Annotated in this window: 11 protein-coding genes; 7 read left to right on the top strand and 4 right to left on the bottom strand. The window is 62.8% G+C overall.

Going from position 1 to position 12,772, the window contains the following annotated elements; genetic code table 11:
• Positions 1-49: 49 nt before the first annotated feature.
• The 3 genes from LOY53_RS11375 to pobA form a co-directional block, all read right to left on the bottom strand.
• Positions 50-931 carry a LysR substrate-binding domain-containing protein gene (locus LOY53_RS11375; RefSeq protein ID WP_252827412.1) on the bottom strand — a complete coding sequence of 294 codons (882 nt, stop codon included), beginning with the start codon at positions 929-931 and terminating at the stop codon, positions 50-52.
• Positions 932-1,001: 70 nt separating this feature from the next.
• A complete protein-coding gene (ggt, locus tag LOY53_RS11370; RefSeq protein ID WP_252823816.1) occupies positions 1,002-2,807 on the bottom strand; it encodes a gamma-glutamyltransferase in 1,806 nt (601 codons plus the stop codon).
• A 179-nt stretch (positions 2,808-2,986) separates the two neighbouring features.
• Positions 2,987-4,174 (bottom strand): 4-hydroxybenzoate 3-monooxygenase, encoded by a 1,188-nt coding sequence (gene pobA, locus LOY53_RS11365; RefSeq protein ID WP_258704027.1) that lies wholly within the window; start codon positions 4,172-4,174, stop codon positions 2,987-2,989.
• Positions 4,175-4,345: 171 nt separating this feature from the next.
• Here pobA and LOY53_RS11360 point away from each other — a divergent pair, with 171 nt between their 5' ends.
• The 3 genes from LOY53_RS11360 (at position 4,346) to LOY53_RS11350 (ending at position 6,609) form a co-directional block, all read left to right on the top strand.
• Positions 4,346-5,224, top strand: coding sequence for a helix-turn-helix domain-containing protein (locus LOY53_RS11360; protein ID WP_099454378.1), 879 nt, complete (start codon positions 4,346-4,348; stop codon positions 5,222-5,224).
• A 66-nt stretch (positions 5,225-5,290) separates the two neighbouring features.
• Positions 5,291-5,689, top strand: a complete 399-nt coding sequence (locus LOY53_RS11355; RefSeq protein WP_027593543.1) for a MerR family DNA-binding transcriptional regulator — start codon at positions 5,291-5,293, stop codon at positions 5,687-5,689.
• Between the two features lie 20 nt (positions 5,690-5,709).
• Positions 5,710-6,609, top strand: coding sequence for a hydroxymethylglutaryl-CoA lyase (locus LOY53_RS11350; RefSeq protein WP_252823812.1), 900 nt, complete (start codon positions 5,710-5,712; stop codon positions 6,607-6,609).
• A gap of 529 nt (positions 6,610-7,138) precedes the next feature.
• On the opposite strand, the gene LOY53_RS11345 is transcribed toward LOY53_RS11350, so the two are convergent.
• Positions 7,139-7,669 (bottom strand): MgtC/SapB family protein, encoded by a 531-nt coding sequence (locus LOY53_RS11345; protein ID WP_238213352.1) that lies wholly within the window; start codon positions 7,667-7,669, stop codon positions 7,139-7,141.
• 154 nt (positions 7,670-7,823) lie between these two features.
• Between LOY53_RS11345 and LOY53_RS11340 the strand changes: the two genes are divergently transcribed.
• The 4 genes from LOY53_RS11340 to LOY53_RS11325 all read left to right on the top strand — a co-directional run bounded on the left by LOY53_RS11340 (position 7,824) and on the right by LOY53_RS11325 (position 12,763).
• Positions 7,824-8,063 carry a DUF3203 family protein gene (locus LOY53_RS11340; RefSeq protein ID WP_027593546.1) on the top strand — a complete coding sequence of 80 codons (240 nt, stop codon included), beginning with the start codon at positions 7,824-7,826 and terminating at the stop codon, positions 8,061-8,063.
• Positions 8,064-8,184: 121 nt separating this feature from the next.
• Complete coding sequence (gene ccoG, locus LOY53_RS11335; RefSeq protein ID WP_252823810.1) at positions 8,185-9,588, top strand: cytochrome c oxidase accessory protein CcoG; 1,404 nt, start codon at positions 8,185-8,187, stop codon at positions 9,586-9,588.
• A gap of 52 nt (positions 9,589-9,640) precedes the next feature.
• Complete coding sequence (gene mapR, locus LOY53_RS11330) at positions 9,641-11,050, top strand: GntR family transcriptional regulator MpaR (protein ID WP_252823808.1); 1,410 nt, start codon at positions 9,641-9,643, stop codon at positions 11,048-11,050.
• A 57-nt stretch (positions 11,051-11,107) separates the two neighbouring features.
• A complete protein-coding gene (locus tag LOY53_RS11325; RefSeq protein ID WP_252823806.1) occupies positions 11,108-12,763 on the top strand; it encodes a PAS domain-containing sensor histidine kinase in 1,656 nt (551 codons plus the stop codon).
• Positions 12,764-12,772: the final 9 nt, after the last annotated feature.

Here is a 12,772-nt window from a genome sequence, read left to right as displayed (position 1 = left end):
GGGCACGCTAGCGGGCTAAAGGTATGAATGCGACTGATTCTAATTGCTTTTAGATCCCACCTCCAGCCAACAATTGCGTCATCACCTCGGCCAGTGCCTTGACCATCACGTCTGCCGTTGGCCGGTGGACGATGACGATTTCGTAGCTGTCGACCTCGGGCAACCCCTGCTCGCCCCCCAGCACCCGATGCTCACGCGTTGCCGCCCGCGGCGGTAGCAGGCTGATGCCCATGCCATCGGCGACTGCAGCCTGGATGCCGCTGAGGCTGGAACTGGTAAAGCTGATGCGCCAACGCCTGCCCATGCCTTCGATGGCGGTGATCATGTCGTCCCGGTACAGCCCGCGTGTCGGAAAGGTCACCAACGGGATCGGGTCGAGTTCAAAAGCGGGCGTGCGCGCACTGTCGATCCACTGCAGGCGCTCCGGCCAGCAGGCCACCCCTTCGCGGCTGTTGCGCCGCTGTTTCAGCAGCACCAGGTCGAGCTCGCCATTGTCATAGGCTTGGCTGAGGTCACGGCACAGCCCGCTGGTCACTTCCAGTTTGACCTGCGGGTGCAGCCGGCTGAACGCCGACAGGGCGTTAGTGGTGCGCCCACCGACGAAATCCTCGGGCACGCCAAGGCGCACGGTGACACCGACCATCGCCCCTGCCAGCGCTTCGAGCATCTGGTCGTTCAAAGCCAGCATATGGCGGGCATAGCCGAGCAAGGTCTGCCCGGCGTCGGTGGGCAGCACGTCACGGTTGCCGCGCACCAGCAAACGGTGGCCGACCATTTCTTCGAGTCGGCGCACCTTCTGGCTGATGGTGGACTGGGTCGAGTGCAGGCGCGCGGCGGCGGTGGTGAAACTGCCGCAATCGGCCACCACGACGATCGCGCGCAGCAAGTCGAGGTCGAACAGTGCTCTATTCGATTTCACGCTGATAGACATCTGGGTATTCAACTTCTGAATGGCAAGGTAGCGTTCTATCACGCCACCTCGCACCCCGCAACGCGCTTGCTCAATCGCCGAGTGCCGCGCCTTCGCGTCGCGGGTCAGCGCCCCCGGACCAGCCAGTGCCAGTGCGCAGGATGATCTGCATGCCGCTGGTCATGGTCATGGGCGTGACCTCGTGCCCCCAGGCCGCCAGTTGCCGGATCAGCGCCGGGCTGGTCAGCCCCGCTTCCACCTCGGTGCCGGCATTACGGCTGCCGAAATTGGGCAGGTCACTGGCTTGTTGCGGGTTCAGTTGCCAGTCCAGCAGGCCGACCAGCGCTTTGTTCACGTAGCCGATGATCTGCGAGCCGCCGGGGGAACCGAGGCTGGCCACCAGTTCACCCGATGACCGCGAAAACACCAAGGTCGGCGCCATGGCCGACAAGGGTCGCTTGCCCGGCTCGACCCGGTTCGCCACGGGCTTACCTTGCTCCTGTGGCAGAAACGAGAAATCGGTCAGGTGGTTGTTCAGCAAAAAACCTTTGACCATCACGTGTGCGCCGAACGCTGCCTCCACTGACGTGGTCATGGCCAAGGCCTGGCCACTGTCGTCCACGGCAGAGAGGTGCGACGTGGAAATACGCAGCGGCGAACGGTCGGGGGCCATGGCCAGGTCGGCGCCCTGCGGGGTACCAGGGCGGGCGCGCTTCATGCTGTAGGTGCCGATCTGCGCGGCGCGCCCAGCGAGGTAGGCAGGGTCGATGAGGGCTTTGACCGGCACCGGCACGTAGTCGCTGTCGGCCAGGTATTGGGCGCGGTCGGCATAGGCCAGGCGTTCGGCCTCGGCGATCACGTGAACCGCCAGCGGCGTGGGCTCCAGGCCGGCGGGCGATGACGTTGAGCGTGGCGCAAGTTTCGCCAGGTCATAGTGCGGCGAAGCGCGCTGTAGCGCTTCAAGGATGCCCAGTGTCTGCAGTACAGCGACCCCGCCCGAAGAAGGCGGCGGCATGCCACAGATACGCCACAGTTTGTACGGGCCACAGACCGGCTCACGCTCGCGTGCACGGTACTGGCTCAGGTCCTGCAATGACAGTTGCCCGGCATTGGCATGCCCACGCACCTGGGCAACGATCGCTTCGGCCACCTCACCGGTGTAGAACGCATCAGGCCCCTGCGCGGCGATGCGCGCCAGGGTCTGCGCAAGCTCGGGGTTGCGCAGCATCGTGCCGACCGGCAGTGGCTTGCCGTTTTCGCCAAGGAAGTAGCGGGCCATGCTGGGTGAGCGGGCGACATAAGGGTCAGCTGCCAGCAAGGTGTGTAGACGCTCAGAGACTGGAAAGCCCTTTTGCGCCAGCGCTATCGCAGGCGCGAACAAATCCTGCCACGGCAGCTTGCCATGCTGTTCATGGGCCAGTTTAAGCGCCCGCAGCACGCCAGGAACGCCGACCGCGCGCCCACCGATTTGCGCCGCCCTGAAGGGCATCGGCGTTCCGTCGGCTTGCAGGAAGAGTGATTCCGTGGCCGTTGCAGGCGCTGCCTCTCGGCCGTCGAACGCCTGCACACGCTTGCCGTCCCAATAGAGGATGAAGGCCCCGCCACCTATGCCACTGGATTGTGGCTCGACCAGGGTGAGCACCATCTGCATGGCGATCGCCGCATCGATGGCACTGCCACCGGCGCGCAGCATCGCACGCCCCGCCTCGCTGGCCAGCGGGTTGGCAGCTGCGGCCATGTGCCGGCTGGCGTGGACGGGTTGCAAGGCGCTGCGGTAGCCGGACTGCAATTCTGGGGGAGGGGGAAGTACCTGGTCGGCCCAGGCAGGGCCAACGGTAGCGGCCAGGCACAGGGCGGTTATCAGTTGCCGGGGGAATGATGAGAGGCTTGAGTGCATGGCGATGGATTTTTTTCGCTCTTGAGATCGAGCGCCGCTGGCGCTGCGCTTCGCAGCACAAGGCTGCTCCTACAGTTCAATTCGGGCCAATTATGCCTGTGGAGTCACCGGCCCGATACAAACTGTAGGAGCTGCCTTGTGCTGCGAAGCGCAGCGCCAGCGGCGCTCGATCTTTACCCCTACGCCACCTCTTCGAACGGCAAGCCCACATAGTTCTCGGCAATGTTCACCAACCCCGCCGGCGACGACAGGAAGTACTCGCGGTCAGCCTCCTGCATCTTCTGGTCCCAAGCGTCCTTGTGCGTGCCAAAGTCATGCAGCAACTGGGTCATGAACCAGCTGAAACGCTCGCCTTTCCAGACCCGGCGCAAGGCCAGCGGCGAGTACTGCTGCAACAGGTCGGTGCGCCCTTCGTGGTAGACCTTGACCAGAATCCGGTACAGGTAATTGACGTCCGATGCCGCCAGGTTGAGGCCCTTGGCACCGGTAGGCGGGACGATGTGGGCGGCATCGCCGACCAGGAACAGATGCCCGTACTGCATCGGCTCGACCACCAGGCTGCGCAGCGGGGCAATGCTTTTTTCCAGCGCAGGGCCGGTCACCAGGCTCGCTGCCACGTCCTCGGGCAAGCGGGCCTTGAGCTCGTCCCAGAAACGCTCGTCGGACCAGGCTTCGACCTGATCGTCCAACGGCACTTGCAGGTAGTAGCGGCTGCGCGTCTGCGAGCGTTGGCTGCACAGCGCGAAGCCCCGCTCGTGATGGGCGTAGATCAACTCGTGATTGACCGGCGGGGTGTCCGACAACAAGCCCAGCCAGCCAAACGGATACACCCGCTCGTACTGCTTGAGCACACCCTCGGGGATGCTCTGCCGGGAAACGCCGTGGAAGCCATCGCACCCGGCGATGTAGTCACAGTCCAGGCGGTGAACCTGCCCGTCCTTTTCGAACGTAAGGTACGGACGCTCGCCTTTGAGGTCATGCTGCTGCACATTGCTCGCCGCGTAGATGATCGGTGCACCAATGGCTTCACGCGCTTGCATCAAGTCACGGGTGACCTCGGTCTGGCCGTAGACCATCACCGTCTTGCCACCGGTCAAGGCCTTGAGGTCGAGGCGCTGGCGACGCCCGCCGACCAGCAGCTCGACGCCTTCATGCACCAGCCCTTCGCGGTCCATGCGCGCAGCCACGCCGGCTTCACGCAACAGGTCTACCGTGCCCTGCTCCAGCACGCCGGCACGGATGCGGCCGAGCACGTATTCGGGGGTCTGGCGTTCGACGATGACGGTCTCGATGCCGGCCTTGTGCAGCAACTGGCCGAGCAGCAGGCCGGACGGACCTGCGCCGATGATTGCAACCTGAGTTTTCATTGTTGTTGTCTCTAGTCGGGCGATGCCGGCCTGGACTGGCAGTGGCATGGCATCTGCTGTTAGGGTTTACACCTGCATTTTTACTGGCAAAGGCTGCCGGTTAAGTGTGCTATTCCATGCAAAACCTGCACTTTTACAAAAAACGTTCGATTAACGGACAGGCAAAACCGCATGAAATCCACCCTCCCCGGCATTCCGTTGTTCCAGCTGTACGGCGAAAACCAGGCGTGGCCCGGCACCGACCTGTTGCACTGCGAGTCGATCCCGGCACGCAGCCGCTTGCACCACTGGGAGATCAAGCCGCACCAGCATGCCGAGCTGTTCCAGTTGCTGTATGTGCAGCGTGGCCAGGCCGAGGTGGAGATCGAAGGTGTCCGCAGCTCGATCAGCCAGGCCGCCATCCAGGTGGTACCGCCACTGACCGTGCACGGCTTTCGCTTCAGCGCCGATATCCAGGGGCATGTACTGACCTTCGGCACCGCGCTGGTGGCCGAACTGGAACAGCAACTGGGCGCGCCCTTGGGTATGCTGGCCACGCCGGCATGCTATGCGCTGGGCAAGGACCGCCAGCGTTTACGCAGCCTGATCGACACGCTGCAGCAGGAATACCAGGGCAATGCCCCGGCACGGGCGACGATGCTGCAGGCGCTGGTGACCGCATTGATGGTCTGGATCAGCCGCCGGCAGCAACTGGGCCAAGCACCCCGTAACCGTGATGAGCGGGACCGGCAGTTGCTCGGGCAATACCTGCGCTTGGTCGAGGCGCATTACCGCGAGCATTTGTCCGTGGAGGACTTCGCCGCGCGCCTGAATGTCTCGAGCCTGCAGCTCAACCAGCTGTGCCGGGCACTGAGCGGGCAAACGGCTTTGCAGGTGGTGCATCAGCGGCTGCTGCTGGAAGCGCGGCGCAACCTTCTTTATACGCGCATGAGCATTGGGCAATTGTCGGATAGCCTGGGGTTCACCGACCCCACCTACTTCGCGCGGTTTTTCAAGCGGCTGAGCGGACAGACGCCCAATGGCTATCGCCGGGTGGGGGTGCCTGAATAGCGCCCTGCTTGACGTATACGTCAACCTGCATTCAGGATAGCCCCATACCCCACGCCGAGCCCCCGCATGAGCCTCCAGACCTACAGCATCTCCGACCTGTCCCGCGAGCTGGACATCACCACCCGTGCCATCCGCTTCTACGAGGAACAAGGCTTGCTGAGCCCCGAGCGACGCGGCCTGGAACGCATCTACTCGGCACGTGACAAAGTCAGCCTGAAGCTCATCCTGCGCGGCAAGCGCATTGGTTTTTCCCTTGCCGAATGCCGTGAACTGATCGAGCTGTACGACCCCACCAGCGGCAACCTGAAACAGCTCAACAGCATGCTGGTGAAAATCGCCGAACGACGTGCCCAGCTGGAGCAGCAGATGCTCGACATCCACCAGATGCAACTGGAGCTCGACACCGCCCAGGAGCGCTGCGAGCAGGCCCTTGCCGCGACCTTGAACAATAAAGACAACCGTTGACCCGCCACAGGAAACCCGCCATGCCCTTGCCTAAAGAAGTCCGTCTGGTCGAAGTAGGCCCCCGCGACGGTCTGCAGAACGAAGCCCAGCCCATCAGCGTCGCCGACAAGGTGCGCCTGGTTGACGACCTCACCGAAGCAGGCCTGGCCTACATCGAAGTCGGCAGCTTTGTCTCGCCCAAGTGGGTACCGCAGATGGCCGGTTCCGCAGAGGTGTTCGCAGGCATCGTGCAGCGCCCCGGTGTTACCTATGCCGCCCTGGCGCCGAACCTGCGCGGCTTCGAAGATGCGCTGGCTGCCGGGGTGAAAGAGGTGGCGGTGTTTGCCGCAGCATCCGAGGCGTTCTCGCAGCGCAACATCAACTGCTCGATCAGCGACAGCCTCAAGCGCTTCGAGCCGATCATGGAAGCTGCGCGCAGCCACGGCGTGCGCGTGCGTGGCTATGTGTCGTGCGTCTTGGGCTGCCCTTATGAAGGCAAGGTCAGCGCCGAACAGGTCGCCCCGGTCGCCCGCGCCCTGCATGACATGGGCTGCTACGAGGTATCGCTGGGCGACACCATCGGTACCGGCACTGCGGGCGATACCCGCCGGCTGTTCGACGTGGTGTCGGCCCAGGTGCCGCGCCAGCAGTTGGCTGGGCACTTCCACGACACCTATGGCCAGGCCCTGGCCAACGTCTATGCCAGCCTGCTTGAAGGTATCAGTGTGTTCGACAGCTCGGTGGCCGGGCTGGGGGGCTGCCCCTATGCCAAGGGCGCCACCGGCAATATCGCAACCGAAGACGTGGTGTACCTGCTACAGGGGCTGGGCATCGAGACCGGCATCGACCTGGACCGCCTGATCGCCGCAGGGCAACGCATCAGCACGGTGCTGGGCCGCGCCAACGGGTCGCGGGTGGCACGCGCACGCAGCGCGCACTAGTCACACGGGTGTCACATGAATGTGGGTGGAGTGTTACCTCCCCCACGTTTCGCAGCAAAAAATCGGGTAACAGGGAAACAAATCGACAAAATTTCAGGTCGATCATTTTTGACCAAAACACCTAAGCGATTGATTTTAAAGGATTTGAAAAAGTTGGCACGGGCCATGCTATATCTTTGGTACAAGAACAAAAAAAATGTGACACCCAATAAAAACAACAGGTAACGGCTCTGACATAACAAGAACAACACGGCAGAGGCGTAGCAAGCAGATTTTTTTGGAGTAGACACGCTTTTCAGCGGTACGCCCCGCGGTCTGACACAGAACAATAAAACTACCTCAAGGTAGCGGCAGTCAGCATCGGATCAGTCATGATGAAAGCAGGTCAGCGCTCAAAAAAATACGTTTGTTCTTGACCCCGCATGGGGGTCGCCCGCGACACAAAGACAGGCTGACAAAAACAACAAAAGGCCGTCTTCAATAATAAAAAGAGCAGGCAACAACGCTTTGGGGGGAGCTTCGGCTCCCCTCAGTGCTTCCTGCCCTCCTCCTCGCTCTGTTTCTCCTCATCCTGTTTCTCGACCTTGTCCACCAGCATAGGCATCGTGCCCAGCACCAACAGTGCCAGCACCGTGCTGATCAATGCCGTGGCTTCGCGCCCCATGCCAGCGGCCGTACCGATCGCGGCGGTCATCCACAGCCCAGCAGCAGTCGTCAGCCCTTTCACATGGCTGGTGTCCTGGCCGTTGCCCTTGAGAATGGTACCCGCGCCCAGAAAACCGATACCGGCGACAATGCCCTGGATCACCCGGCTGAGCGCCTGCTCGTCGGCCCCGGCCATGCTCGGCGCCAACACGAACAGCGCAGCGCCCAGCGAGACCAGCATGTGGGTGCGCACGCCGGCAGACTTGCCTTTGTGCTCACGCTCAAAACCCAGCACAGCACCCAGCACGGCCGCCATCAGCAGGCGCACCAGCACCTGCGTGACTTCGCGCTCGTCGCCGAGGTCGGCGAACTCAGCCTGAATGGTTTGCCAAATCGGATGCCACCAAGGGTTCATCGTGACGCTCCTGACCAGAATGCGCTGGGGGTGCCTCTGTGAGAGTTGACTCGCGCAGCGCCGGCAAGTGCGATATATCCCGCCCAGCGGATCGATGCAGCAACCACCTCTGCACCGTGGTCACACCTGTAACCGCCACCAAGAGGACATTCCCATGCCGGTTGAAATCGACGAAAGCACCCGCCGTTGCACGCTCATCGGCGACCATGTGCACCTCGAAGGCGATGGCCCTGCCATCGAAATCATCACCGATGAGCAGCTGCGCATGTCGGTGGCGGTGCTGGCGGGGGAACGGGTGCCAATCACCGAAGCAGAAGCTGATGCCCTGACCGTAGCGGGTGCGGTGGATAGCCGCAGGCATCTGAAGACCAGCGTGCCAGGCTCGGTAATCTAAGGCCTGGCGTGGTTTTGCTGATCATCTGATACGGTTTTTATCGCCAAACCTGAGCCTGTGCTGATAACAGCTCGGGGGCCATAGTGCTCATGCCTGATCGAGGCCTGATGAGCACCGAGCCATGAACGATAGAATCCCCTTTACCGAGATCGCCGCGTCCGCAAGTTCAGCCGCCAAACGCCACGTTGACAGCGGCCTTCACACCCGCAGTTTCACCGGGCTGTACCGCAACCTGCGGATCGGTTTTGCGGGGGCGTTGTTCGCACTGTTCTTCGGCACTGCCTGGCTGACCTGGAACGGCCGCCAGGCAGTGCTCTGGGACTTGGGCAGCAGCAAGTTCCATATCTTCGGCGCAACGTTCTGGCCGCAGGACTTCATCCTGCTGTCTGCGCTGTTGATCATCTGCGCCTTTGGACTGTTCGCCATCACGGTCTACGCCGGCCGCGTGTGGTGCGGGTACAGTTGCCCACAAAGTACCTGGACCTGGTTGTTCATGTGGTGCGAAAAGGTCAGCGAAGGTGACCGCAACCAGCGCATCAAGCTGGCCGCTGCCCCCTGGAGCCTGGAAAAACTGGCCCGCCGGGCGCTCAAGCACAGCCTGTGGCTGGCCATTGGCTTGCTCACCGGCCTGACCTTCGTCGGCTACTTCACCCCCATACGGCCCCTGGCGGCAGAACTGATCACCTTGCAATTGAGTGGCGTCGCGCTGTTCTGGGTGTTGTTCTTCACCGCCGCCACCTACATCAACGCCGGCTTGCTGCGCGAGGCGGTGTGCCTGCACATGTGCCCTTATGCCCGCTTCCAAAGCGTGATGTTCGACAAGGACACCCTGGCGGTGGCCTACGACCCGCGCCGCGGCGAAACCCGTGGCCCGCGCAAGAGAGGCAGCGACGCCCACGCCCAAGGCCTGGGCGACTGCATCGACTGCACGATGTGCGTGCAGGTCTGCCCTACCGGCATCGACATCCGCGACGGCCTGCAGATGGCCTGTATCGGCTGCGCGGCCTGCATCGACGCCTGTGACGGGGTTATGGACAAAATGGGTTATGCCCGCGGCCTGATCGGTTACAAGTCCGAGCACAGCCTGCAGGGCGGCACCACCCACTGGCTGCGCCCGCGCCTGTTGGGCTACGCCGCGGCACTGGTGGTGATGGTCGGCGCGCTGGTCATTGCCTTGCAGCTGCGCCCGATGGTGTCGCTGGACGTGATCAAGGACCGCGGCCTGTTCCGCGAGAACGCCCACGGCCAGATCGAGAACATCTACCTGCTCAAGGTCATCAACAAGACCGAAAGCACCCAGCGCTATCACCTGCGCCTGCTGGACGCTGACGGCTTCACCCTGCAGGGCAAGACCGAGTTCATCATCCCGGCTGGCGAAATGAGCGAACTGCCGGTCTCGGTGGCGATGCTTGCAGAACGCCCGACCAGCAGTTCGCAAACCTTGAGTTTCGAGGTGCAGGACAGTGATGAACCTGCCGTGCGCAGCGTGGCCCAAAGCCGCTTCGTCGCACCGATGAACCGCTGATCCCTTACACTGTTTTTCCACCTTGCCTGCCAGGCTTCGACAGAAGGCCAGAATGAAACGCTACGAACGATTCGCCGATGACATTGCCGAACTGATCCGCTCGGGTGTGCTAGGTCCTGGCCAGCGGGTGCCGTCGGTGCGCTATGCCAGCCAGACCCACGGGGTCAGCCCATCCACGGTGTTCCAGGCCTATTACCTGCTGGAACGGCGCGGGTTGATTCGCGCGCGCCCGCGTTCGGGGTACTTCGTCAACGCCCATGCACCGCGCCAGTTCTGCGAACCACAGGCCTTGCAGCCGGTCAGCGAGTCCACCGATGTCGACGTCAGCGCGCTGGTGTTCTCCATCCTCGACTCGATAAAGGACCCCAACACGGTGCCGTTCGGCTCGGCCTTCCCAAGCCCCGAACTGTTCCCATTGCAGCGCCTGTCACGCTCGCTGGCCAGTGCCAGCCGCGCGATGGACCCGCGCATGGTGGTCACCGACCTGTCGCCCGGCAACCCCCAACTGCGTCGGCAGATTGCCCTGCGCTACATGGTCGGCGGGCTGATGCTGCCGATGGAAGAACTGCTGATCACCAACGGCGCGCTGGAAGCCCTGAACCTGTGCCTGCAGGCCGTGACCGAACCCGGCGACCTGGTGGCGATTGAAGCGCCGGCCTTCTATGCCTGCCTGCAAGTGCTGGAGCGGCTCAAACTCAAAGCCGTGGAAATTCCCGTTCACCCGCGCGAAGGCATGGACCTGAGCGTACTGGCGCAGACCCTGGAGAAGCACCCGGTCAAGGCCGTATGGTGCATGACCAACTTCCAGAACCCGGTAGGCGCCAGCATGCCGGAGGCCAAGAAGCAGGCGCTGGTCGAGTTGCTGGCACGCCACCAGGTGCCGCTGATCGAAGACGACGTCTACGCCGAACTGTATTACGCGCAACAGGCACCCAAGCCCGCCAAGGCCTTCGACACTCAAGGCCTGGTGATGCACTGCGGTTCGTTCGCCAAGAGCCTGGCGCCCGGCTACCGCATCGGCTGGGTGGCCGCCGGGCGTTTCGCGCAGAAGATCGAGCGCCTCAAGTTGATGACCTCGCTGTGCGCATCGATGCCGGCCCAGGCGGCCATCGCCGACTACCTGCAACACGGCGGCTATGACCGCCACTTGCGCAAGCTGCGCTACGCGCTGGAAGGCCAGCAAGCCAACATGCTCGCCGCCATCTCCCGCCACTTCCCGGCGCAGACGCGGGTCAGCCAACCGTCTGGGGGCTACTTCCTGTGGCTTGAACTGCCAGAGCAGATGGATGCGCTCAAGCTGTTCCACATGGCCTTGGCCCAGGGCATCAGCATCGCCCCCGGCCCCATCTTTTCACCGACCCGTCGCTTCGGTAATTGCATCCGCCTGAACTACGGCAGCCCCTGGCATGAGGGCGCCGAAAAGGCCATGGAAACCCTCGGGCGAATCATTCGTTCGTTTTGATAGCTGTCAGCCTGCGTCGCGACTATAGTTGCCCGATCCGCTCACCGGTTCGCCACCATGCAGCCAGTCACGCAAGCTTCCCACGAGCAACTGCAGGCGCGTGTCGCAGAGCTGGAAACCCTGCTGGGCCAGCGCGGTGACATTGCGCAGGCAAACAACAATCTGCTCGGCGAACTGGTCGATAACAGCTTGGCCAATGTGTTTGCAGCCGACCGCAAAATGCGCCTGTTGGCGATCAATCGCACAGCCCGCGAAACCTTCCAGCGGTGGCGCGGTTTTGTGCCGCAGATCGGTGATTACATCCCGCAGTTTCTCGCCAACCAACCGGACATCATGGGCCGCTTGGCCCCGGTGTGGCCGCGCCTACTGGCCGGCGAAGCGTTTATCGATACCATCGCCCTCGGGCCACCTGACGCCCTGCGCCACTATGAAATCCGCTACCACCCGCTGCTCGACGCGCAGCAGCGCATCCAGGGCGGCTATATGTTCGCCTACGACATCACCGAGCGCATTGCCGAGCAGGAACGCTTGCACCAAACCGAAGAAGCACTGCGCCAATCACAGAAAATGGAAGCCGTCGGCCAATTGACCGGTGGCATTGCCCATGACTTCAACAACCTGCTTGGCAGCATCCTCGGCGCACTGGAGCTGGCCGAGCAACGCCTGAGTCAGCATCGCGTGCTGGACACCGCCAGGCTGCTCGAAGTCGGCAAAGATAACGCGCTGCGCGCTGCCTCGCTGGTGCAGCGCCTGCTGGCTTTTTCGCGCCAGCAGACGCTGCTGCCGCAACCGGTCGATGTACAGCGGTTGGTGGCCGGCATGCACGACCTGATCCGCAGTTCGATCGATTCACACATCGACTTGCAGGACCGAACACTGGCTAGCCAGTGGTCGATCCGTATCGACCCTCAACAGCTGGAAAACGCCCTGCTTAACCTGTGTATCAACGCCCGCGACGCCATGCCCCTGGGTGGTGCCCTGCGCATTGGCTGTGAGAATGCCGAGCTCGACGACGAGCAGGCCCGCCGCCTGGACGTGCCGCCAGGGCAGTTTTTGCACATTCGGGTGGACGACACCGGCATGGGCATGAGCAAGGACGTGATGCAGCGTGCCCTCGACCCGTTCTTCACGACCAAACCCATGGGCCAGGGTACTGGCCTGGGGCTGTCGATGGTCTATGGCTTCGTGCGCCAGTCTGGCGGGCAATTACGCATCGACAGCACGCCCGGGCAAGGCACCAGCGTCCACCTGTATTTGCCCCGGGACGAAAACATCACGCCCGCGCACTCTTGCACTGCACCTGAACATGCTGACGCCAGGCCGCTTCACAGGCCACACCGGATCATGCTGGTAGAAGACCAAGCGACCCTGCGCCTGGTACTCGGCGAAGTGCTGAAAGAGCTGGGCCACCAGGTTCAGGTTTTCGAGGACGGCCGCAGCGCACTCGTGGCGTTGCAGCACGGCCCATTGCCTGACTTGTTGATCACCGATGTCGGCCTGCCCGGCGGCATCGACGGCAACCAGCTCGCAGAGGCCTACCGGTGCCTTGCCAGTGAAGCGCCGGTGATACTGATCACCGGCTACGACATTGCCAGCAGCATGGCCCGAGGCTGGTCTGCAGAGCGTACCGAGGTGCTGTCCAAGCCCTTCGAGCTCAAGGCACTGGGTGAGCGGATCGATCGCTTGCTGGGTGTGGCTGCGCATTTGCGTTAAGGGTGTTTT

The sequence above is a fragment of the Pseudomonas sp. B21-031 genome (assembly GCF_024748985.1).
Lineage (GTDB): Bacteria > Pseudomonadota > Gammaproteobacteria > Pseudomonadales > Pseudomonadaceae > Aquipseudomonas > Aquipseudomonas kermanshahensis.
The sequence above is the reverse complement of the archived record's forward strand: the minus strand, read 5'-3'. Positions and strand labels throughout refer to the sequence as shown.

What these genes read in the sequence shown, in the direction of transcription:
- LOY53_RS11375 (WP_252827412.1), bottom strand. Translation starts at nt 931, where the DNA reads ATGTCTATCAGCGTGAAATCGAATAGAGCACTGTTCGACCTCGACTTG.
- ggt (WP_252823816.1), bottom strand. Translation starts at nt 2,807, where the DNA reads ATGCACTCAAGCCTCTCATCATTCCCCCGGCAACTGATAACCGCCCTG.
- pobA (WP_258704027.1), bottom strand. Translation starts at nt 4,174, where the DNA reads ATGAAAACTCAGGTTGCAATCATCGGCGCAGGTCCGTCCGGCCTGCTG.
- LOY53_RS11360 (WP_099454378.1), top strand. Translation starts at nt 4,346, where the DNA reads ATGAAATCCACCCTCCCCGGCATTCCGTTGTTCCAGCTGTACGGCGAA.
- LOY53_RS11355 (WP_027593543.1), top strand. Translation starts at nt 5,291, where the DNA reads ATGAGCCTCCAGACCTACAGCATCTCCGACCTGTCCCGCGAGCTGGAC.
- LOY53_RS11350 (WP_252823812.1), top strand. Translation starts at nt 5,710, where the DNA reads ATGCCCTTGCCTAAAGAAGTCCGTCTGGTCGAAGTAGGCCCCCGCGAC.
- LOY53_RS11345 (WP_238213352.1), bottom strand. Translation starts at nt 7,669, where the DNA reads ATGAACCCTTGGTGGCATCCGATTTGGCAAACCATTCAGGCTGAGTTC.
- LOY53_RS11340 (WP_027593546.1), top strand. Translation starts at nt 7,824, where the DNA reads ATGCCGGTTGAAATCGACGAAAGCACCCGCCGTTGCACGCTCATCGGC.
- ccoG (WP_252823810.1), top strand. Translation starts at nt 8,185, where the DNA reads ATGAACGATAGAATCCCCTTTACCGAGATCGCCGCGTCCGCAAGTTCA.
- mapR (WP_252823808.1), top strand. Translation starts at nt 9,641, where the DNA reads ATGAAACGCTACGAACGATTCGCCGATGACATTGCCGAACTGATCCGC.
- LOY53_RS11325 (WP_252823806.1), top strand. Translation starts at nt 11,108, where the DNA reads ATGCAGCCAGTCACGCAAGCTTCCCACGAGCAACTGCAGGCGCGTGTC.